The organism is Actinomycetes bacterium, from assembly GCA_036510875.1.
Lineage (GTDB): Bacteria > Actinomycetota > Actinomycetes > Prado026 > Prado026 > DATCDE01.
This window is the reverse complement of sequence record DATCDE010000268.1, coordinates 1-19,795: the sequence shown is the minus strand read 5'-3', so window position 1 is coordinate 19,795 and position 19,795 is coordinate 1. Positions and strand designations below refer to the sequence as shown.

The 19,795-nt window shown below is 73.8% G+C and carries 23 protein-coding genes and 2 pseudogenes; 7 read left to right on the top strand and 18 right to left on the bottom strand.

Annotated features, from left to right (window positions below; translation table 11 throughout):
* Positions 1 to 175: 175 nt before the first annotated feature.
* From VIM19_15710 to sigE, 3 genes are read right to left on the bottom strand one after another with little or no spacing between them, the layout of a single operon-like run.
* The gene (locus tag VIM19_15710) at positions 176 to 1,195 is read right to left on the bottom strand and encodes a sigma-E factor regulatory protein RseB domain-containing protein (GenBank protein ID HEY5186304.1); all 1,020 of its coding nucleotides are present in this window, start codon (positions 1,193 to 1,195) and stop codon (positions 176 to 178) included.
* Entirely contained in the window at positions 1,192 to 1,704 is a 513-nt protein-coding gene (locus tag VIM19_15705; GenBank protein HEY5186303.1) for a zf-HC2 domain-containing protein, read from the bottom strand. Before VIM19_15705 ends, VIM19_15710 begins: the two co-directional genes overlap by 4 nt.
* Positions 1,701 to 2,273 (bottom strand): RNA polymerase sigma factor SigE, encoded by a 573-nt coding sequence (sigE, locus tag VIM19_15700; protein ID HEY5186302.1) that lies wholly within the window; start codon positions 2,271 to 2,273, stop codon positions 1,701 to 1,703. Before sigE ends, VIM19_15705 begins: the two co-directional genes overlap by 4 nt.
* A gap of 243 nt (positions 2,274 to 2,516) precedes the next feature.
* Between sigE and VIM19_15695 the strand changes: the two genes are divergently transcribed.
* On the top strand, positions 2,517 to 3,185 hold the full coding sequence (locus tag VIM19_15695; protein ID HEY5186301.1) for an O-methyltransferase: 669 nt from the start codon (positions 2,517 to 2,519) through the stop codon (positions 3,183 to 3,185).
* Between the two features lie 91 nt (positions 3,186 to 3,276).
* On the opposite strand, the gene VIM19_15690 is transcribed toward VIM19_15695, so the two are convergent.
* The 5 genes and pseudogenes from VIM19_15690 to VIM19_15670 form a co-directional block, all read right to left on the bottom strand.
* Positions 3,277 to 3,444 (bottom strand): DUF3117 domain-containing protein, encoded by a 168-nt coding sequence (locus VIM19_15690; GenBank protein HEY5186300.1) that lies wholly within the window; start codon positions 3,442 to 3,444, stop codon positions 3,277 to 3,279.
* 255 nt (positions 3,445 to 3,699) lie between these two features.
* Positions 3,700 to 4,197 carry a GrpB family protein gene (locus tag VIM19_15685; GenBank protein ID HEY5186299.1) on the bottom strand — a complete coding sequence of 166 codons (498 nt, stop codon included), beginning with the start codon at positions 4,195 to 4,197 and terminating at the stop codon, positions 3,700 to 3,702.
* A 57-nt stretch (positions 4,198 to 4,254) separates the two neighbouring features.
* Positions 4,255 to 4,809 (bottom strand): annotated as a pseudogene (locus VIM19_15680) (DNA-3-methyladenine glycosylase I).
* Positions 4,806 to 5,297 carry an SRPBCC family protein gene (locus VIM19_15675; GenBank protein ID HEY5186298.1) on the bottom strand — a complete coding sequence of 164 codons (492 nt, stop codon included), beginning with the start codon at positions 5,295 to 5,297 and terminating at the stop codon, positions 4,806 to 4,808. Before VIM19_15675 ends, VIM19_15680 begins: the two are co-directional and overlap by 4 nt.
* A gap of 7 nt (positions 5,298 to 5,304) precedes the next feature.
* The gene (locus tag VIM19_15670; GenBank protein HEY5186297.1) at positions 5,305 to 5,601 is read right to left on the bottom strand and encodes a DivIVA domain-containing protein; all 297 of its coding nucleotides are present in this window, start codon (positions 5,599 to 5,601) and stop codon (positions 5,305 to 5,307) included.
* Between the two features lie 157 nt (positions 5,602 to 5,758).
* On the opposite strand from VIM19_15670, the gene folP reads away from it, so the two are divergent.
* Positions 5,759 to 6,571 carry a dihydropteroate synthase gene (gene folP, locus VIM19_15665; GenBank protein ID HEY5186296.1) on the top strand — a complete coding sequence of 271 codons (813 nt, stop codon included), beginning with the start codon at positions 5,759 to 5,761 and terminating at the stop codon, positions 6,569 to 6,571.
* A 56-nt stretch (positions 6,572 to 6,627) separates the two neighbouring features.
* Here folP and VIM19_15660 read toward each other — a convergent pair whose 3' ends face one another.
* The 3 genes from VIM19_15660 to dapE all read right to left on the bottom strand — a co-directional run bounded on the left by VIM19_15660 (position 6,628) and on the right by dapE (position 9,861).
* A complete protein-coding gene (locus VIM19_15660) occupies positions 6,628 to 7,512 on the bottom strand; it encodes a TIGR00730 family Rossman fold protein (GenBank protein ID HEY5186295.1) in 885 nt (294 codons plus the stop codon).
* A 94-nt stretch (positions 7,513 to 7,606) separates the two neighbouring features.
* Positions 7,607 to 8,719 (bottom strand): alpha/beta hydrolase-fold protein, encoded by a 1,113-nt coding sequence (locus VIM19_15655; GenBank protein HEY5186294.1) that lies wholly within the window; start codon positions 8,717 to 8,719, stop codon positions 7,607 to 7,609.
* Positions 8,720 to 8,799: 80 nt separating this feature from the next.
* Positions 8,800 to 9,861, bottom strand: coding sequence for a succinyl-diaminopimelate desuccinylase (gene dapE / locus VIM19_15650; GenBank protein ID HEY5186293.1), 1,062 nt, complete (start codon positions 9,859 to 9,861; stop codon positions 8,800 to 8,802).
* A gap of 18 nt (positions 9,862 to 9,879) precedes the next feature.
* On the opposite strand from dapE, the gene dapD reads away from it, so the two are divergent.
* Positions 9,880 to 10,818: a 2,3,4,5-tetrahydropyridine-2,6-dicarboxylate N-succinyltransferase gene (dapD, locus tag VIM19_15645; protein ID HEY5186292.1), complete on the top strand. Its 939-nt coding sequence runs from the start codon at positions 9,880 to 9,882 to the stop codon at positions 10,816 to 10,818.
* 91 nt (positions 10,819 to 10,909) lie between these two features.
* On the top strand, positions 10,910 to 11,287 hold the full coding sequence (locus VIM19_15640) for a cupin domain-containing protein (protein HEY5186291.1): 378 nt from the start codon (positions 10,910 to 10,912) through the stop codon (positions 11,285 to 11,287).
* A gap of 30 nt (positions 11,288 to 11,317) precedes the next feature.
* Here the strand turns inward: VIM19_15640 and dapC are convergent, their stop codons facing one another.
* Positions 11,318 to 12,418, bottom strand: a complete 1,101-nt coding sequence (dapC, locus tag VIM19_15635; protein ID HEY5186290.1) for a succinyldiaminopimelate transaminase — start codon at positions 12,416 to 12,418, stop codon at positions 11,318 to 11,320.
* Positions 12,415 to 12,741, bottom strand: coding sequence for a ferredoxin (gene fdxA / locus VIM19_15630; GenBank protein HEY5186289.1), 327 nt, complete (start codon positions 12,739 to 12,741; stop codon positions 12,415 to 12,417). The genes dapC and fdxA overlap by 4 nt, the downstream gene beginning before the upstream one ends.
* A gap of 104 nt (positions 12,742 to 12,845) precedes the next feature.
* Between fdxA and VIM19_15625 the strand changes: the two genes are divergently transcribed.
* The 3 genes from VIM19_15625 to pgi all read left to right on the top strand — a co-directional run bounded on the left by VIM19_15625 (position 12,846) and on the right by pgi (position 16,364).
* On the top strand, positions 12,846 to 13,592 hold the full coding sequence (locus tag VIM19_15625; GenBank protein ID HEY5186288.1) for a GNAT family N-acetyltransferase: 747 nt from the start codon (positions 12,846 to 12,848) through the stop codon (positions 13,590 to 13,592).
* A gap of 115 nt (positions 13,593 to 13,707) precedes the next feature.
* A complete protein-coding gene (gene gnd, locus VIM19_15620; GenBank protein HEY5186287.1) occupies positions 13,708 to 14,736 on the top strand; it encodes a decarboxylating 6-phosphogluconate dehydrogenase in 1,029 nt (342 codons plus the stop codon).
* A 38-nt stretch (positions 14,737 to 14,774) separates the two neighbouring features.
* Positions 14,775 to 16,364: a glucose-6-phosphate isomerase gene (gene pgi / locus VIM19_15615; protein ID HEY5186286.1), complete on the top strand. Its 1,590-nt coding sequence runs from the start codon at positions 14,775 to 14,777 to the stop codon at positions 16,362 to 16,364.
* Here pgi and VIM19_15610 read toward each other — a convergent pair.
* The 5 genes and pseudogenes from VIM19_15610 to VIM19_15590 form a co-directional block, all read right to left on the bottom strand.
* A pseudogene (locus tag VIM19_15610) lies at positions 16,336 to 17,535 on the bottom strand (VanW family protein). The gene pgi and the pseudogene VIM19_15610 sit on opposite strands and share 29 nt — an antisense overlap.
* A gap of 20 nt (positions 17,536 to 17,555) precedes the next feature.
* Positions 17,556 to 17,840, bottom strand: a complete 285-nt coding sequence (locus VIM19_15605) for a hypothetical protein (protein HEY5186285.1) — start codon at positions 17,838 to 17,840, stop codon at positions 17,556 to 17,558.
* A gap of 89 nt (positions 17,841 to 17,929) precedes the next feature.
* Positions 17,930 to 18,460 carry a flavin reductase family protein gene (locus tag VIM19_15600; GenBank protein ID HEY5186284.1) on the bottom strand — a complete coding sequence of 177 codons (531 nt, stop codon included), beginning with the start codon at positions 18,458 to 18,460 and terminating at the stop codon, positions 17,930 to 17,932.
* Positions 18,461 to 18,479: 19 nt separating this feature from the next.
* Entirely contained in the window at positions 18,480 to 19,451 is a 972-nt protein-coding gene (locus VIM19_15595) for a response regulator (GenBank protein HEY5186283.1), read from the bottom strand.
* Between the two features lie 24 nt (positions 19,452 to 19,475).
* Positions 19,476 to 19,795: response regulator (locus VIM19_15590; GenBank protein ID HEY5186282.1), on the bottom strand; the 320-nt coding region annotated here is incomplete at its 5' end.

Genomic DNA, 19,795 nt, shown 5'->3' with positions numbered 1-19,795 from the left:
GGTCGGCTGCTCCAGCTGCGGCGGCCGCCACGGGTCGTCCGCCCACCGGTCCACCCAGCCCGGGTCGTCGCTCCACGTCGGCCCCTCGGGCCCGTGCTGCTCGGTCATGGCGCCGATCCTGCCCGAGCCGCCGCGTGTCGGCGATCCCGGGACCGACCCGGACTCGTCGAACGGCTCAGCCGAACGGGTTCAGCCAGGAGACCACCCGGGCGCCGCCCCGGTGCAGCCGGCTGCATAGGGTGTCGGCCGACGTCGAGTGCGGCAGCGCCGCGACCACGGCCTCGACCACCTCGGACGGGGCGTCCGTGACCACGGTGAAGACCTGGCCGGCTCCGGACCACACCACCCGCTCGGGGCTGCCGGTGAACACCCGGACCGGATGGCCGTCGACGACCGCGGCGGTCGAACCGGCCAGCGGCTGGCTGGGCAGCCGACCCAGCTCCTCGAACACCGACACCGCGTTCAGCCCGTCCGAGTAGGTCAGGTGCAGGGTGGAGCTGCCGTCGTCCTCGACCGGCCGGGCGTCCACCAGCTGCAGCCGGCCGATCGAGTCCAGGCAGGTCCAGCCCCGCCGGCACCAGGCCGCAAGGTCGACCTGCTGCAGGCCGGGGCCATGCGCGGCGGGCAGCAGCGGGGGCAGGTGCTGGACCCGGTCGACGGTCATGCTCACCTGCTCGAACCCGGACGACCGCTGCAGCTGCCCGTTCGCGTCGAACACCTCTCGACGCAGCAGCAGCCCGGTCGCGGCGTCCACCCAGAACCGGGCCATCGGCCGGCCCTCGTCGTCGGTGGCGCCGATGACCACCGCGGAGCGCCCGGCGACGGGCTCGCTCCCGGTCACAGCCAGCCGGTAGGACGACGCGAGCAGCCCCAAGATGGTGGCCGGGCTGATCGCCGGCTGCTCGGTACCGGTGACGAAGCCGGCCGCCTGGCCGCCGTCCGTGGTGTCCTCCACCTGGAGCAGGGTGCCGCTGCCGGGCCGGTGCGAGATCCCGACGGTGCGCATCGGGCCACCGCGGTCCCACACCTGCTGGACCCCGCTGTAGGCCAGGGCGTCCGGTGCGCGCAGCGCCCGCTCGAGCAGCGCCACGGCGTCCGGCTCGCTGCCCGAGGACGCGGATGCAGCCGCGGGGCCGCCGAGGCCGAGGAACAGCGCGGCGAGGCCGAGCAGCAGGCTGAGCAGGCGGCGGTTCACGGCTGGCTGGCGGACGACGCGGGCGCGAACGAGGTGGGCACGGCCGACAGGACCGGCTCGAACAGCGGGACCCCGCTCGTCACGGCCGCGTGCTCACGGACGAACCGGCTGACCGGCGGCGTGACCGCTGGACCCTCGGGCGAGCCACCCACCGCGTACGCGGTGACCAGCCCCAGCAGGAGCACCGAGAACAGCCCCGCCGAGGCGACCAGCACCCGGTGGTGGGGTGCCCGGACCGGTTCGTCCTGCGGCTCCGGGAGGGGGTGCGCCAGGCCGGGACCGGTCGGGTCGGCCAGCGCGGCCAGCCGGGCGGCCAGGCTCGCGGGCGCGGGCGGCCCCGGCAGGTCGGCCAGCAGGCCCTTCACCGCCCGCTGGGCGTCGTAGTCGGCCCGGCACTGCGGGCAGCCGGCCAGGTGGGCCAGCAGCCGGGAGCGGTCCGGCTCGGGGACCAGCCCGTCGACGAGCGCGGCCAGCCGGTCGCCCGGGTGGCCGCCGCCGCGCGGCTTCACGGCCGGCCCTCGGTGCGCTGCGCCGGGGCGCGGTGGGCGAGCTCGCGGCGGAGCTGGGCCCGTCCGCGATGGATCCGACTACGGACGGTGCCGATCTTCACCCCCAAGGTGGCCGCGATCTCCTCGTAGGACAGGCCCTCGATGTCGGCCAGCACGACCGCGGCTCGGAACTCCGGCTGCATCAGGTCGAGGGCTCGCTGCACGTCGTGGTCGAAGTGGGTGTCGTCGAACGCCTGGGCCGGGGTCGGCTCGCGCCCGGGCAGCCGCTCGGCGGCGTCCTCGGTGAGCGCGTCGAACCGGATCCGCTGCTTGCGGCGCATCTGGTCGAGGAACAGGTTCGTGGTGATCCGGTGCAGCCAGCCTTCGAAGGTGCCGGGCGTGTACGACGACAGCGAGCGGAACACCCGGACGAAGACCTCCTGGGTGAGGTCCTCGGCGTCGGGCCGGTTGCCGGTGAGCCGGTAGGCCAGCCGGTACACCCGCTGCCCATGCTGGGCGACCACGTCGTCCCAGCTCGGGGCGGCCCAGGACGCCTCGGGCGCCAGCCGCAGCTCGGACTCGCCGTCCAGGCCGGTCCGCGAGGGCTCCGCCACGCGCACACCTCCGAGCATCGACAGCACGAGGACCTCCAGTGTCTCATTGCTGGATCTTCGGTTGGTAAAACGTGACGCCGCGTCTGGTCAACGCCACCGCCGGATCACCCGGCGGGCCACCCTCCTCTTCCGGAACGTGGGCGACGGCGCGGCGGTTCCCGTCGGGGTGGCTAGCCTGGGATCATGGAGGGTGCGCCGCACCTATCCGGAGGCCGGCCGATGACCGCCGGCGGACGCGAGGAGGAACCGATCAGCACGCCGAGCCCGAACGACAGCTGGGCCTACGCCGAGGGCTTCCTCCCCGAGGACGCCGTCCTGCTCGCGGCCCGGCAGCGGGCCGAAGAGGTCGGCTGCGTCCCGATCCTGCCCGGCGGGGGTGCCACCCTGTCCTTCCTGGCCGGGATGCTGCGGGCTTCGGCCGTGGTCGAGGTCGGCACCGGCACCGGGGTCTCTGGCACCTACCTGCTGCGCGGGATGGCCCCCGAGGGCGTGCTGACCACGGTCGAGCCGGAGGCCGAGCACCTGCGGCTCGCGCGGGTGACCTTCGCCGAGGAGGGCGTCGCACCGAACCGCACCCGGACCATCCTGGGGCGGCCGCTGGACGTGCTGCCGCGGCTGGCCGACGCCGTGTACGACCTGGTGTTCTGCGACGGCGACCACCGCGAGAACGCCGACTACCTGGCCGAGGCGCACCGGCTGCTGCGCGTTGGGGGCTTGGTGGCCTTCGACGACGCACTGTGGCACGGCAAGGTGGCCGACCCGGCGCAGCGGGACCCCGAGACCGTGGCCGTGCGCGAGCTGGGCCGGGCGCTGCGGGCCGACGAGCGGTTCACCGTGCTGCTGCTGCCGGTCGGCGACGGGCTGCTGGTCGGCCGCAAGCTGATCTGAAGCTGACCTGACAGCGCGGCCCCGGCGGCGGGTCGTTACCACGCCACCGGGGCCGGACACTGCGAAGTGCCGCTCAGCAGGACTGCCGGCGTCAGCTCCCGACGTTCTTCAGGGCGTCGCCGAGCGCCTCCGCCTCAGCGGGGGACAGCTCGACGACGAGGCGTCCACCGCCCTCGAGCGGGACCCGCATGACAATGCCGCGCCCCTCCTTGGTGACCTCGAGCGGGCCATCGCCCGTCCGCGGCTTCATGGCCGCCATGCGTTACCCCTTCCTGGTTGCCGCGCTGTGCGGGACCCGAGCTCCGGTCGTTCGGGCAGCACCCCCAGCGATGCGATCACCTCATTATCGACCATGAACGCTCCGCCCGGAAACGATCACCGCCAGATGCCCCCTGCCACCCTCTGCATCAAGGGCACCTTCTGTGCGCATGGCCGCACAAACACACCCTTCATCCGGCGTCCAAGAAGCTCATGAAGGGGAGAGAGCTGCGGCAGTGCGCACAGAAAGTGCCCTTCATGCGGGAGGGGGGGCGGGGGTGGCTAGGGCCAGGGCGAGGGTCTCCTCGACGAAGCGGGTCTTGCGCACCGTGTAGGCCAGCCGGTCAGTGCGGAACCGCTCGGCGAGATCGAGCTTGAGCGCGGCGTAGGCGTCCCGGCGCTCCGGGTGCGCGCGCAGGTAGGCCGGGAACAACAGGTGGTCGCGCTCCCAGTCCGAGCCGATCGCGCAGACGTGGACGTGCACCCGCGGGAGCACCCCCGGCGGGGTGCGCAGGTACCGGTGCCCCGGCTCGCGACCGCGCAGCACCATGCCGACGGACTCCAGCCCGGGGACGTACACCGCCTCGTCGTCCAGGTCACCGACCGAGGCCAGGACGTCGAGCACCGGCTTGGCGGCCAGCCCCGGGACCGCGGTCGACCCGATGTGCGCCACCCGGACGCAGGGCCCGAGCACCGCCACGACCCGGTCCCGCACCCGGGTGAACCAGGCCGGCCACTCCGGGTCCGGCGGCACGACCTCCAGCGGGTCCCCGGTGGGCTCCCTGAACGTCTCGATCCCGCCGGACCTGGCGTGGCAGCCCTCGAGGTGGTCGTTGACCATGCCGACGGCCTGCATGAGCGCGTAGGCCGTCGTCGGGCCCACGAAGCGGAATCCGCGCCGCTTGAGCTCCTTGGCCAGCGCGGTCGACTCGGCGGTCACGGCCGGAACGTCGGCGAGGGACCGCGGCACCGTCCCCCGCATCGGCTGGAACGACCACAGCAGCGCGCTCAGGCCCTTGGGCAGCCCGGCGGCCATCCGCGCGTTGGCGACCGTGGCCGTGATTTTGGCCCGGTTGCGCACGATGCCCGCGTCGGCCATCAGCCGCTCGACGTCGCGGCCGCCGTAGCGGGCCACGGCCTGGATCGAGAACCCGTCGAAGGCAGCCCGGAACGCCTCCCGCTTGCGCAGGATGGTCAGCCAGGACAGGCCGGACTGGAACGCCTCCAGGGCCAGCCGCTCGAACATCGCGTCGTCCCCGCGCCTGGGCCGCCCCCACTCGGTGTCGTGGTACTGGACGTACTCCGGCGCCGAGGCGCCCCAGTGGCAGCGGGCCAGGCCGTCGTCCCCCCGGACGAGGTCGCTCACTCGGCGCTCCCGCGTGTCAGCGGGTCAGCCGAGTCAGCCGACCCAGCCGAGACAGCGGACTCGACCGCGGCGGCCAACCGGGCCAGCGACGCCCGGACGCCGGCCAGGAACACCGGGCGCACCACCGGGAAGCCCAGCCGCCCCACCAGCCCCAGGGGCAGCTCAAGGTCCTCCGACCACACGAAGCGAGACCGCCCGCCGGGCAGCGCCAACACCTCGAACAGCCCGGTCCCGCGCACGACCCGGCCGGTGTGCAGCACGGTCGCCCGCCACGGCGGGTCCCACTCGGTGACCACCATGGAGTCGACGAAGCCGGCCCGGCCGACCCCGGTGAACGCCTCCAGCCGAGCCCCGACGCCCTCGGCCGGACCGGCGACGACCCGCACCCGCGTGCCGAGCATCCACTCCGACTGCCGCTCCCAGTCGGTGACCGCCGCCCAGAGCGCCTCCGGGGGCGCGTCGACGATGACGCCGAGGGCGACGTGCACCGGCCGGTCAGGCACCGCCACCGTCCTCGGGCGCCGGCGTCCCCTCCTCCACCAGCGGCACCAGCAGCGCCCGGCCGGCCGGCCCCTGACGCTCCAGGTCGGCGATCCGGCCGTCGCGCTCGGCCAGCTCGGCGCGCAGCCGGTCCAGGACGGCGTCCACCTCGTCCATCCGGTACCCGCGCAGCCCCACCGAGAACCGGAGCGCGTCGAGGTCCTCCGGACGCATCGACCGGTCGGCCGGCAGCCAGGGGTCCGGGCGATCGGAGGTGGCCGGCGCAAGGCCGGTCCCCCGACCCGCGGCCACCACGGCGACACCGGCAAGGACGACGATGGCTAGCAGCACCCACAGCACGGGGACGATCGTGCCACGCTGGCCCGACACCCACCCATCGACCGACCGGAGCACCACCTTGGACCTGCGGCTCGGACCGCGGACGTTCGGCCCCGACGACCTCGTGGTCATGGCCATCGTCAACCGCACCCCGGACTCCTTCTACGACCACGGCGCCACCTTCGACGACGCCGCCGCGCTGGACGCCGTCGACCGGGTTGTCGCGCAGGGTGCCGCGATCGTGGACATCGGCGGGGTGAAGGCGGGCCCGGGGGACGAGGTCGACCCGGCCGAGGAGCTGCGCCGGACGGCCGGCTTCGTGGCCGCCGTCCGGGAGCGGCACCCCGGCCTGGTGATCAGCGTGGACACCTGGCGGGCCGAGGTGGGCCGGGAGGTGTGTGCCGCGGGCGCCGACCTCCTCAACGACGCCTGGGGTGGGGTCGACCCCGAGCTGGCCGAGGTGGCCGCCGAGCAGGGTGTCGGGTACGTCTGCACGCACGCCGGCGGCCAGCAGCCGCGGACCCGACCGCACCGGGTCGCCTACGACGACGTCATGGCCGACGTGCTGGCCACGACCCTCGGCCTGGCCGAGCGGGCCGTCGCGGCCGGGGTCCGCCGGAACGCCGTCCTCATCGACCCTGGCCACGACTTCGGCAAGAACACCCGGCAGTCGCTCGAGGTCACCCGGCGGCTGCCGGAGATGGTGGCCACCGGCTGGCCGGTTCTGGTCTCGCTGTCGAACAAGGACTTCGTCGGGGAGGCCCTCGACCTGCCGGTCGGCGAGCGGCTGGTCGGGACGCTGGCCGCCACGGTGCTCAGCGCCTGGATGGGGGCCCGGGTGTTCCGCGCGCACAACGTGGCCGAGACCCGGCAGGTGCTCGACCTGGTCGCCGCCGTCCGCGGGACCCAGCCGCCGGCGGTCTCCCGCCGCGGCCTCGCCTGACACCTGTCAGGGTGCGGACGACCTATGCGTCGTCTACACCCTGACAGGTCGAGGGATCAGGTGCCGTTGCCGCGCCGGCGCCGCACCGGCTCGCCGCTCGTCGCCGCCCGGGTCTCCGCGGCCGCCATCGCCACGGTCGCGGCCTGCTCCTCGGCCCACTTGGCCGCGCGGTCCTCGTCCGAGCGCCGGATGATGTGCACCGCCTCGTCCACGTCGTCGGTGAGCTGCAGCAGGCCGAGGTCCGGAGCCGCGACGTTGCCGCGGGCCAGCACCGAGGTGCGCACCCAGTCGATCAGCCCGCCCCAGTAGTCGCTGCCGATGAGGACGACGGGGAAGGTGGTCACCTTGCGGGTCTGCACCAGGGTCAGCGCCTCGAACAGCTCGTCCAGGGTGCCGAAGCCGCCCGGCAGCACCACGAACCCCTGCGCGTACTTTACGAACATGGTCTTGCGGGCGAAGAAGTAGCGGAAGGTCATGCCGATGTCGACCCACTCGTTCATGCCCTGCTCGAACGGCAGCTCGATGCCCAGGCCCACCGACACGCCGCCGGCCGTGCAGCAGCCCTTGTTCGCCGCCTCCATGATCCCCGGGCCGCCGCCGGTGATGACCGCGTACCCGGCGTCGGCGAGCGCCGCGCCGAGCCGTTCCGCGAACGCGTAGTCGGGGGTGTCCCGGTCGGCCCGGGCGCTGCCGAAGACCGAGACGGCCCGGCCCAGCTCGGCCAGCGCGCCGAACCCCTCGACGAACTCCGACTGGATCCGCAGCACCCGCCACGGGTCCTGGTGCACCCAGTCGCTCGGCCCCCGGGTGTCCAGCAGCCGCTGGTCGGTGGTGGTCTCCTGTACCTGGGAGCGGCGCAGCAGCACCGGGCCACGCTGCCGCTCCCGCGGCCGCGGCTGCTCGCCCCCGCCCGTCGGGTCGGCGGAAGGTCCCTCGGTCACCCGCCCACGCTAGCCGGTCGCCGGCCGGAACGATCGGCCAGGCCGCGGCCGTTGGCTCGGTGTTCAGCCAGAAGTCGCGGGGGCCGGCCCCGGCTCAGGGCAGCCGGACCACCTGGACGCCGGTCGACGGGCCGGGTGTTGGCAGGTGCCGGCTCAGCCACACCAGCGTTTCCGGTACCTGCGGGGACCACACCCGGGTGTTGTGGCCGCCCCAGCGCAGCACCGTCCGGTCCACCACGGTGGGGGGGCGCGCGCCGCGCTGCATGGCGGCCAACGCGGCTGCGGTGCCGTGGTCCTGCTCGGTGGCCACCAGGAGCAGGCTCACCGGGGCGGCCGGGGCGTGCTGCTCCAGCCACAGCGGGCTGTTCTGCCGGGCCAGCGCCGGGTAGGGCCGGAACACGCTGCTGCCGGTGGCGAAGTACCCCGAGAGGCTGACCGCCGCCGCGTACAGGTCCGGGTGCTGCAGGGCCAGCTTCACGGCGCAGAACCCGCCGGTGGAGTAGCCCTCGATCCCCCACCCGCCGGCGTCGGTGCGAACCCGCAGGTGCGTGGTGACGAAGCTGCGCACGTCCTGGGTGAGGAACGTCGCGGCCTTCGGGTAGCCGGGGACGTCGGAGCACTCGGTGTCCACCGGGGGGTCCACCGTGATGGTCGGCAGCACGAAGACGAACGGCTCGGCGCCGCGCTGCCGGGCCTGCTGCACCCGCTGCACCAGGTGCATGGCGTTCAGCCAGGTCGTCGGCGTTCCCGGGAAGCCCGGCAGCAGCTCGACGACGGGGAACCGGACGTGGGCATACCGAGCCTGGTCGTACTCGGGCGGCAGCCACACGTAGACCGGTGCCTCGACGCCGGAGCGGACGCCGAGCAGGTTGACCACGTAGCCGGTGTCATAGCGCTCCATCGTGGACAGCACATGGCTGCGGGCGGCCGTGACCGACCCCCTCGGCGGGGCGGCCGACGACAGGGTCGGGACCCCGGCTGCGTCCGCGGAACCGAACCCGGTCAGGTCCCGCCAGCTGCCGTAGAGCTGGAAGTGGTTGTTGATGAGCAGCAGCACGAACACGACGGCGAACACCTGGCTCAGCAGCATCCAGCCGGCGCGCAGCGCCACGTGGCGCAGCCGCCCCCACATCACCAGCAGCCCGACCGGCAGCCCCAGGGCCAGCAGCGTGGCGAGAACGGCGAGCGGGAGCCCGGTGAGCGACATGAGATCCCTTCGGCAGGGTGCCGAGACGCCAGACGAGCCGAGGGATAACTTGGTTCCCGGGGAAGGGTCCCGCGGCAAGGTCAGCTGGTCAGCCAGGCGCGCAGCCGCTCCTCGCAGCGGGCGACCTGCGCCTCCTCCACGTACTCCTCCCGGGTGTGCGCGAGCTGCGGGTCGCCGGGGCCGAAGTTGACCGCCGGGACGCCGATGGCGCTGAACCGGGCGACGTCGGTCCAGCCGAGCTTGGCCTGCGGCTCACCGCCGACGGCGGCCAGGAACGCCGCGGCCGCGGGGCGCTCGAGGCCGGGCAGCGCACCGGGCGCCAGGTCGACGATGCGCACCTCGAACCCGTCGAAGACCTCCCGGACGTGGGCCTCGGCCTGCTCCGGCGAGCGATCGGGGGCGAACCGGAGGTTCACCGTGACCACGCACTCGTCCGGGATGACGTTGCCGGCCACCCCGCCGCGGATCCCGACCGCGTTGAGCCCCTCGCGGTAGGCCAGCCCGTCGATCTCCGCCGTCCGCGCCGGGTACTGGCGCAGCCGGTCGAGCACCTCCCCGGCCGCGTGGACGGCGTTGACCCCCAGCCAGCTGCGGGCGCTGTGCGCCCGGCGGCCGGGCACGACGACCTCGGCCCGCAGCGTCCCCTGGCAGCCGGCCTCCACGACCGCGTTCGACGGCTCCATCAGGACGGCGAAGTCAGCGGCCAGCCAGTCCCGGTGCGTCGTCGCCACTCGACGCAGCCCGTTGCGTGACTCCTCGACCTCCTCGCCGTCGTAGAACACGTAGGTCACGTCGCGGGTCGGCGCGGCCACGGTGGCGGCCAGCCGCAGCGCGACCGCCACCCCGCCCTTCATGTCGCACGAGCCCAGCCCGACCACCCGGCCGTCCTGCCGCCGGGCGGGCAGGTTCCCCGCCTCGGGGACGGTGTCCAGGTGCCCGGCGATGACGACGCGCTCCGCGCGGTCCAGCTGGGTGCGGGCCACCACGGTGTCGCCGTCCCGGTCCACCCGCAGGTGCGGCACGGCGGCCAGCACCGCCGCGACGGCGTCCGCGAGCGGCCGCTCGCTGCCGCTCACCGAGAAGACGTCGACGAGCGCAGCCGTCAGCGTGGCGCCGTCCTGGGTCAGGTCGAGGTGGGTCACGCCGGTTACCGTAGCGGGGTGAGCGACGCCACCCCCCGACCGCTGCCGACGACCGCTTCCGGGGTCGGGTTGGCCACCTACGACGCCGACGACCGGCTGCTCGACGTGTGGTTCCCCGAGCCGGTGCTCGGCGACGACGCAGCCACGCCCGGCGGGCTCGCGGCCCTGGCTGGGGCCGACCCGGTGCGCGCCACGCGCAGCGTCGTCGTCACGGTCCGCACCGACCTGCAGTCGCCGCCGACCGACGCGGCCGACGTCTACCTGCGGCTGCACCTGCTGTCGCACCGGCTGGTCCGCCCGCACACCATCAGCCTGGACGGCGTCTTCGGGCTGCTCACCAACGTGGTGTGGACCGACCGGGGGCCGTGCGCGGTGGAGGGCTTCGAGCAGACCCGGCTGCGGCTGCGGGCCGACGGCCCGGTGACCGTCTTCGGGGTCGACAAGTTCCCCCGGATGGTCGACTACGTGCTGCCGGAGGGCGTGCGCATCGCCGACGCCGACCGGGTCCGGCTGGGCGCGCACCTGGCCTCCGGGACGACGGTCATGCACGAGGGCTTCGTCAACTTCAACGCGGGCACCCTCGGGGCCTCCATGGTGGAGGGCCGGATCAGCTCCGGCGTCCTCGTCGGGAACGGGTCCGACATCGGCGGCGGCGCATCGATCATGGGCACCCTGTCCGGTGGTGGCACCCAGGTGGTCCGGGTCGGCGAGCGGTGCCTGGTCGGCGCGAACGCCGGGATCGGGATCTCACTCGGCGACGACTGCGTCGTGGAGGCCGGCTGCTACGTCACGGCCGGATCCAAGATCACCCTGCCGGACGGCGCAGTGGTCAAGGCCGCCGAGCTGTCCGGGGCATCCGGCCTGCTGTACCGGCGCAACAGCCAGACCGGCACCCTCGAGGTGGTGACCCGGTCGGGCACCTGGGGCGAGCTGAACGCGGCGCTGCACGCGAACTGACCCTCCGCGCGGGTCGAACTGCCCTCCCGCGGGCCGTCCGGCGCGGACAGGATGGGGTCAAGGACCCGACGCGCCGAGAAGAGGCCGTGACATGCCCGGATTCATCGGTGACTTCGAGCGGCTGGCGAACGCCAACGAGGACTTCCGTCAGGTGCTCTTCACCGCACCGAACAGCCAGCTGGTCGCCATGACCCTGCAGCCGGGGGACGAGATCGGCCGGGAGGTGCACACCGAGGACCAGCTGTTCGTCTTCGTCTCCGGCGGGCCGGCCGGGGTCACCCTCGGCGACGAGTCGCACCTGCTGGGCAGCCACACCTTCGTCGTCGTCCCGGCCGGGACCGAGCACAACGTCCGCAACGAGGGCAGCCACCCGCTGCGGCTGCTCACCGTCTACGCGCCGGCCCACCACCCGGACCACACCGTCCACCACACCAAGGCCGACTCCGACGGGGCCGAGCACCAGCACTGACCCCGCCTCCGCCGCTCTTCCGCTCGAGGATCAGCCGGCCAGCCGCTGGGCGGCGGCGGCCACCCGCTCGTCGGTCGCGGTCAGCGTGACCCGCACGTGCCGGGCACCCGCGGCACCGTAGAAGTCTCCGGGGGCCACCAGGATGCCGCGCTCGGCGAACCAGTCCACGGTGTCCCGGCAGGGCTCGTCGCGGGTCGCCCACAGGTACAGCCCGGCCTCCGAGTGCTCCACCCGGAGTCCGGCTTCGCGCAGCGCCACGAGCAGCAGGTCCCGGCGCCCGCGGTACCGGCCGCGCTGCTCCACCACATGCTGGTCGTCGTCCAGCGCGGCGGTCATGGCCGCCTGGACCGGGTCGGGGACCATCAGGCCCACGTGCTTGCGCACCGCGAGCAGCTCGGCGACCACCGACCGGTCACCGGTGACGAACCCGGCGCGGTAACCGGCCAGGTTCGACCGCTTCGACAGCGAGTGGACGGCGAGCAGCCCAGGCAGGCTGCCCCCGGTCACGTCGGGGTGCAGCACCGAGACCGGCTCGGCGTCCCAGCCCAGCTCGATGTAGCACTCGTCGGACACCACCAGCGCCCCGCGCTCCCGGGCCCAGGCGACCACCTTGCGCAGGTGCTCGGCGGGCAGCACACGTCCGGTGGGGTTGGCCGGGGAGTTGACCCACACCAGGTCCACCCGGCGCGGGCCGAGGGCGACCAGCGAGTCGGCCACGACCACCTCGGCCCCGGCCAGCTGGGCGCCGACGGCGTACGTCGGGTAGGCGAGCTCCGGCACGACCACGACGCTGCCCGGCCCCAGGCCGAGCAGGGTGGGCAGCCAGGCCACCAGCTCCTTGGACCCGATGGTCGGCAGCACCGCCGCCGGGTCCATCTCGGGTACGCCCAGCCGCCGGGCCAGCCAGCGGACGGCGGCGGCCCGCAGCTGCGGGGTGCCCTGCGTGGTGGGGTAGCCGGGCGCGTCCGCGGCCGCGCGCAGCGCCGCGCGGATCACCTCGGGCGTCGGGTCGACGGGCGTGCCCACCGACAGGTCGACGATGCCGCCAGGGTGGGCGCGAGCCCGCTCGGCCGCGGCTGCCAGGGAGTCCCAGGGGAAGTCCGGCAGCCGGGCCGAGACCGGCTGGGTCAGTGCTCGCCGCCCTGCGACGGGAGCGCGGACACCAGCGGGTGGTCCTTCTCGATCTTGCCGAGCTTGGAGGCGCCGCCGGGCGAGCCGAGGTCGTCGAAGAACTCGACGTTGGCCTTGTAGTAGTCCTTCCACTGCTCCGGCAGGTCGTCCTCGTAGAAGATGGCCTCGACCGGGCAAACCGGCTCGCAGGCCCCGCAATCGACGCACTCGTCGGGGTGGATGTACAACATCCGCTCGCCCTCGTAGATGCAGTCGACCGGGCACTCCTCGACACAGGCCTTGTCGAGCACGTCGACGCACGGCAAGGCGATCACATAGGTCACGCCGGTTCCTCCTCGTCCCGTCCACCCGAGCGTACGCCGGGGGGCACCCGCAGGCGCCTAGTATCGCGCCCTGGTCAGCGGTTTCGCCGGTCGGGGTGACATCCGTGGGTGCGTCGGACGCCGAGGTGCTCGAGCTCGAGCGCGTCGCCGCCCTGGGCTGGTCCGCCACCGAGACGGCCACGGTCGGCGGCTGGCTGCTGCGGGCGTCCCGGGGCTTCACCGGGCGGGCCAACTCGGTGCTTCCGCTCGGCGGTCCCGGGCAGACGCTGGTCGACGCCATCGAGCACTGCGCGCGCTGGTACGCCGACCGCGGGCTGCCGTTGAAGTTCCAGGTGCCGTTGCTCTCCGACGACGCCCAGGACACCCGCCTCGGCGAGCACGGGCTGGCCGTCGTGGACGTCGTCCGGGTCCTGGTCTGCGACGTCACCGACCTGGTCGCCGACCACGGCGGACCCCTGCGGGTCCGGCCGGAGCCGACGGCGCAGTGGCTGGCCGGCTACCACTACCGGGGCGGCGAGCTGCCCGCGCACGCCGTCGAGGTCATCGGCTGGGGCGCCGACCTGGGCTTCGCCATGGTGCCCGGCGACGGCGGCCGGCCGCTGGCCATCGCGCGCGGCAGCGTCGACCAGGGCTGGCTGGGGATCACCGCCGTCGAGGTCGCGCCGTCGGCCCGGCGCCAGGGGCTCGGGGCGGCGGTCACCTGCCCGCTGGCCCGCTGGGCCGAGGCCCGGGGGGCTGGTTCGGCCTACCTGCAGGTCGCGGTCGAGAACACCGCCGGGGCCGGGCTCTGCGCCACCCTGGGCTTCGCCGAGCACCACCGCTACCAGTACCGGGTCGCCGTCCAGCCCTAGCCGCGGGTGCCGCGCCGGAACGCCCGGGCGGGGTCCGCCGTTGCGGGTGGCAGGGCAGCACGACAAGGTGGGCACGGCAACCGACGACACCGAAGGACGAGTCAGGAGCACAGCCATGCAGCTGGGAATGGTCGGCCTGGGCCGGATGGGTGCCAACATGACGCGGCGGCTCATGGCCGCGGGCCACGAGGTCGTCGCGTACGACGTCTCACCGGACGCCGTGGCCACGCTGGCCGCCGAGGGCGCCGGTGGAGCCGAGTCGCTGGAGGACCTGGTGGCCCAGCTGCACCCGCCGCGCGCCGTGTGGCTCATGGTCCCGGCCGCCTACACCGAGCAGACGGTCCGCCAGGTGGCCGCGCTGCTGGACCGGGGGGACACCGTCGTGGACGGCGGTAACTCGTTCTACCGGGACGCCATCGGGCTGGCCGCCGAGCTCGGCGAGAGCGGCGTGCACCTGGTGGACGTCGGCACCAGCGGCGGGGTGTTCGGGCTCGAGCGCGGGTACTGCCTCATGGTCGGCGGCGACACCGCGGCCGTCGCGCAGCTGGAGCCGGTGCTGCGCGACCTGGCCCCCGGCCTGGACGCCGCGCCGCGCACGCCCGGCCGGCAGGGCGAGCCGTCGACGGCCGAGCAGGGCTACCTGCACTGCGGCCCGGTCGGGGCCGGGCATTTCGTGAAGATGGTGCACAACGGCATCGAGTACGGGCTGATGGCCGCCTACGCCGAGGGGCTGGCGATCCTGCAGGCCGCCGACGCGGGCGCCCGGCAGCGCACCGCGGATGCCGAGACCGCGCCGCTGCGCGACCCCGAGGCGTACCGCTACAGCATCGACGTCGGCGAGGTGGCCGAGCTGTGGCGCCGCGGCAGCGTGGTGGGGTCGTGGCTGCTCGACCTCACGGCCAAGGCGCTCACTGCCGACCCGCAGCTGGCCGCGTTCTCCGGCCGGGTGTCCGACTCCGGTGAGGGCCGGTGGACCGTGGAGTCCGCCATCGACCTCGGGGTGCCCGCCCACGTCATCACGGCGGCGCTGTACGAGCGGTTCGCGTCGCGGGGCAACGCCGACTACGCCGGCCAGGTGCTCTCGGCGCTGCGCCGCGAGTTCGGCGGGCACGACGAGAAGCCGGCCGACGAGCAGCAGGGCTGACGGCGGTGCGAGTGGACCAGACCGCCGAGTGGGGCGCACTGGCCGAGCACCAGCAGGCGGTCGCCGGGACGACGCTGCGCGAGCTGTTCGCCGCCGACCCCGCGCGCGGCCCGGCGATGACCGTCACGGCCGGCGACCTGTCGTTGGACTACTCCAAGAACCGGCTCACCGCCGAGACCGTGCCGCTGCTCGTGGCACTGGCCGAGCGGGTCGACCTGCGCGGGCAGGCCGAGGCGATGTTCCGCGGGGACCGGATCAACACCACCGAGAACCGCTCGGTGCTGCACGTGGCGCTGCGGATGCCCAGGACGGCGCAGCTGGACGTCGACGGGCACGATGTCGTCGCCGACGTCCACGCCGTGCTGGACCGGATGGGTGACTTCACCGACCGGGTCCGCTCCGGTGCCTGGACCGGGCACACCGGGCGCCGGATCGGCACAGTCGTCAACATCGGGATCGGCGGGTCGGACCTCGGCCCGGCCATGGCTTGCCAGGCCCTGCGCGCCTACGCCGACCCGGCCCTGACGGTGCGGTTCGTCTCCAACGTCGACCCGTCCGACATCGCCGAGGCGCTGATCGGCCTCGACCCCGCCGAGACGCTGTTCGTGGTCTGCTCCAAGACGTTCACCACCCAGGAGACCCTGGCGAACGCGCGGGTGGCCCGGCGCTGGCTGGTCGACGGCCTCGGCGGCGACGAGGCCGCGGTGGCGCGGCACTTCGTCGCGGTCTCCACCAACGCGGAGAAGGTCGCCGAGTTCGGCATCGACCCGGAGAACATGTTCGGGTTCTGGGACTGGGTCGGCGGCCGGTACTCCTACGACTCGGCCATCGGGCTCGCCCTGATGACCGCGATCGGCCGGGAGGCGTTCGGCCAGATGCTCGAGGGCTTCCGGACCATCGACGAGCACTTCCGCACGGCGCCCTACGAGCAGAACCTGCCGGCGCTGCTGGGGCTCATCTCGGTCTGGTACGTCAACTTCTTCGGCACCTCCACCCAGGCGGTGCTGCCGTACAGCCAGTACCTGTCCCGGTTCCCGGCGTACCTGCAGCAGCTGTGCATGGAGAGCAACGGCAAGTCGGTCACCAAGGACGGCGAGCCGGTGCACTGGTCGACCGGTGAGGTGGTCTGGGGCGAGCCCGGCACGAACGGGCAGCACGCGTTCCACCAGCTGCTGCACCAGGGCACCCGGCTGGTGCCCTGCGACTTCATCGGCTTCGCCCGGTCCAACCGGCCGGTCGACGACCTGCACCAGCTGTTCCTCTCGAACCTGCTCGCCCAGCCGGCCGCGCTGGCCTTCGGTCGCACTGCCGAGGAGGTCGCGGCCACCGGCGCCGCCCCCGAGCTGGTGCCGCACCGGGTGATGCCGGGCAACCGGCCGTCCAACCTGCTGCTGGCCCCGCAGCTGACGCCGTCCGTGCTGGGGCAGCTGGTGGCCACATACGAGCACCGGGTGTTCACCCAGGGCGTCGTCTGGGGCATCGACTCCTTCGACCAGTGGGGCGTCGAGCTGGGCAAGGTCATGGCCAACGAGCTGTTGCCGCCGCTGACCGCGCCGGCCGAGCCGGACCTCTCCGGCGTCGACTCCTCCACCGCGGCGCTCATCCGGCAGCTGCGCCGACTGGCCTGAGCCCCGACGAAGGCCTCAGCGCGAGGCGCTGGGCGAGGCCGATGGGAGCGGGTGCGGGTGTCGAGCCGGACACCGACGCGGACGGGGTGGGCGACGGGGACGCCTTCGGCTCGGCCCGGCCGTAGACCTGGGCGGCCGGGTCGTAGGAGGTCCGCAGCGGCTCCCGCTTGACCACCACGCCGTCTTGGACGAACACCCGGGTCACCACGATGTCGAAGCCGGCGACGCCGGCCTGCGGAACGCACGTGGGGCTGGGGTCGTCGACGGTCTTGGGTGGTGTCACGTTGGTGCGCGGACCGGACTCGGCCTTGATCGTGTAGCGCTTCGTGGACCAGATCGTCGTGGTCACGAAGTCGTTGCCGGACTGCGCCGTGATGAGCACACCGTACGGCGAGTCGTTGCGGAACCTCAGGTCGAGCGAGCCCCACGAGACGGTGGCCTCGAGCCCGGCCTGGTCGCGGGGGATCCAGAAGCTGTGCGCCCGCTGCTCGACCCGCTCCAGGCCGGAGTAGAAGACCGTGTGCCACAGCGCGGTGGTGGCCGTCGACACCCCGCCGCCCTAGTCCTCGAAGAACCGGCCGTTCAAGATGATCGTGCCGATGGTGTAGCCGTTGGCCGCGGTGCGCTCCTTGGGTGTCTCGTTCTGGCTGTAGGTCTGCCCGGGCAGCAGCAGGGTGCCGTTGATGCGCTGGGCGGCCTGGTCGATGTTCTGCTTGCGGTAGGCGCGTAGGGGAACCGCTGGGTGAACGTCGAGACCATCTCGGTGACGCCGAGCGCCTGGGCCTGCTCCGTGGTCAGCTTGGGCTGGACGACAGGCAGCGGCACGGTGGCCGTCCGCCCGCTGCACCTCAGCGGCGTCCACGGCGGGCTGCTTCTCGACCACGGGGAGCGCGACAGGCGCGGTGCCGGTGAGGTAGGCCGCCCGGACCACGGTGGCCGCCTGCTGGCGGTCCAGGGTCCGCCCCGCAACCGGCTGGACGGCAGTCGCGGTCGTGCCCTTGACGGCAACCCCGCCCTCCTGCGGCTGCCGGTCGACCTGCTTCGCGAGGCCGGCCACCGCGGCGGCGAGCTTCGGGTCGTCGACCGCGACCTTCGGGGCCACCTCGGCACCGGTCAGGAACCGGCCCAGCATTGTGAACGGGTTCCACGACCCGGACGCCGCCGCGGCCACCGTCGCCTCGGCGTCCAGGGTCAGCCCGCCGCGATCGGGTCGACCTGGGCCGCCCTCCCGGCGACCGTCACCGGGATCGGCCGGGCCGCCCGGTCACCCAGGGCCGAGGTCAGCGCGGCCGTCGCCTCGTCGTGGGACAGCCCGCCGAGGGCGACCCCCAGGACCTGGGTGTTGTGCGGGACGCCGCCCGCGTTGGCGGCCAGCAGCGCGCCGTACAGCAGCGCGGCACCGGCCAGCGCGCCGCCCAGGACCACCGGGGCGCGGCGCGGTAGCCCGCGGCGCGGGCGGGTCAGCTGGTCGGTCACGGTCGGCGGACTCCAGGTCCGGGATCGTGGGAGGCGACCGGGTCAGGAGCACCGGTGCCCCTCCATGGTAGAGGACCCGCGCGGCGGCCCTACTCCTGCAACGGACGCAGCGTGGCGTAGCGGCCCCGGTGGTGCAGCAGGGGGGCGGGCCCACTGTCGGCGTCCGGCACCTCGACCGACAGCACCTCACCGACGACGAGGGTGTGGTCCCCGCCGTCGTAGGTGGCCCAGGTCGCGCACTCGACGACGGCCAACGCGCCCTCGACGACCGCGGCACCGGTGACCGCCGAGCGCCGGTGCGGCACCCGGTCCAGCTGGTCGACCAGCCGGCGGCCCTTCGTGGCCAGCCAGACGGCCGTCTCCCTGGCCTGCACCGGGAGGATCGAGACGGTCCACAGCCCGGACTCGAGGATGGCATCGTGGAAGCGGGTGAGCCTCTCGACCGACACCAGGGTGAGCAACGGCTCGAGCGATACCGAGGTGAAAGAGTTGGCGGTCATCGCATGGTCGAACTCGGCTGCGACCGTCGTGACCACGGCGACCCCCGTGGCGAACCGGCCCATGGCCGCGCGGAACTGCGCGGTGGTGGGCCGCAGCTCTGGCGCCGGGTGGGACCTCACCCGGCGACCCTACGTCGACTCAGGCGTGGACACTGCCGGACAGTCGGGCGTTGTCGATCACCAGCGCCGCCGGGGACTCCACCAGCCGCAGCGTGTTGAGCGAGGACTCGCCGAACGCGTTCTTCGTGGCGCTGGCCAGGCCGAGGATCGCGACGGTGCGGCCGCGGGCCCGCAGCGGCATCGACAAGAAGGTGGCCAGGCCGCCCTCGTCGTCCGCCCCGAGCAGCTGCTGCGGGTCGGCGATCCGCGGGATGAGGTCGCCGACCTCGACCGATCGCCCGGTGGTCTGGCTGGCCGCCTCGGCGAGCCCCGAGCAGAAGTCGGTGTACAGCTGGCGGGAGGTCTCGCGGGCCACCGTGGTGTAGGTCGAGTTGTCGTCGAGCATCAGCAAGGCGGCGAGGTCGTAGCCGACCACCCGCCCGGCCACGGTGAGCACCGCCGACACGGTCTCCTCGAAGCCGGAGATCTCGGCGGCGATCGACGTCACCTCGGTGGTGACCTGAGCCTCGAACAGCTTGCGGTCGAGCAGGTCGCTGACCCGGGCGAACACGTCCTCGGCGTCGATCTCGACCGGGTCGGGAACCAGCCGGGCCCGCCCGCCGCGCCGCGCGTCGGCGTCGCGGATCACGTCCCGGACGGCGGCCACCAGCTGCGGCGCCTCGAACCCCTTGTTGAGGAACTTCTCGGCGCCGGCCAGCTGACCCCAGTAACGGTCGGTGGCGGCGTCCAGCGCCGTGAGCAGGATGACCGGGATCTCCGCGGTCTGCCAGTCGTCCTTGAGCAGCCGCGCGGCCACGTAGCCGGACAGCCGGGGCATCTGCACGTCGAGGATCACCGCGTCCGGCTGGGTGCGCAGCACCGCCTGCACACCCTCGACGCCGTCCTCGGCCGAGATGACCTGGAAGCCCTCCCGCTCCAGTACGTAACCGACGATCTTGCGCAGGGTCGCACTGTCGTCCGCCACGACGACGGTCGGCTGTCCGCTGGTCACTGAGTTCCTCCCGGTTCGAGTCCGTCAACGCCCGATCAGGCGCCGGACCGTACTGACGAGTTCGGCCTGGTCGAACTCGCTCTTGAGCAGATATGCGCTGGCTCCGGCGTCCAGACCGGCCCGCTTGTCGGCCTCGTCGCCGCGCGAGGTCATGATCACGACGGGGACGTCCTGCCAGCCGTGGGTGCGCCGGATGGTGCGGGTCAGGGTGAAGCCGTCCATCCCCGGCATCTCCACGTCGGAGAGCACCAGGTCGACCGGGTCGCCGTCCAGCCGGGTGGCGCCGTCCCGCCCGTCGACGGCCGTGAGCACGTCGTAGCCGGCGCCCTCCAGGATGACCCGCT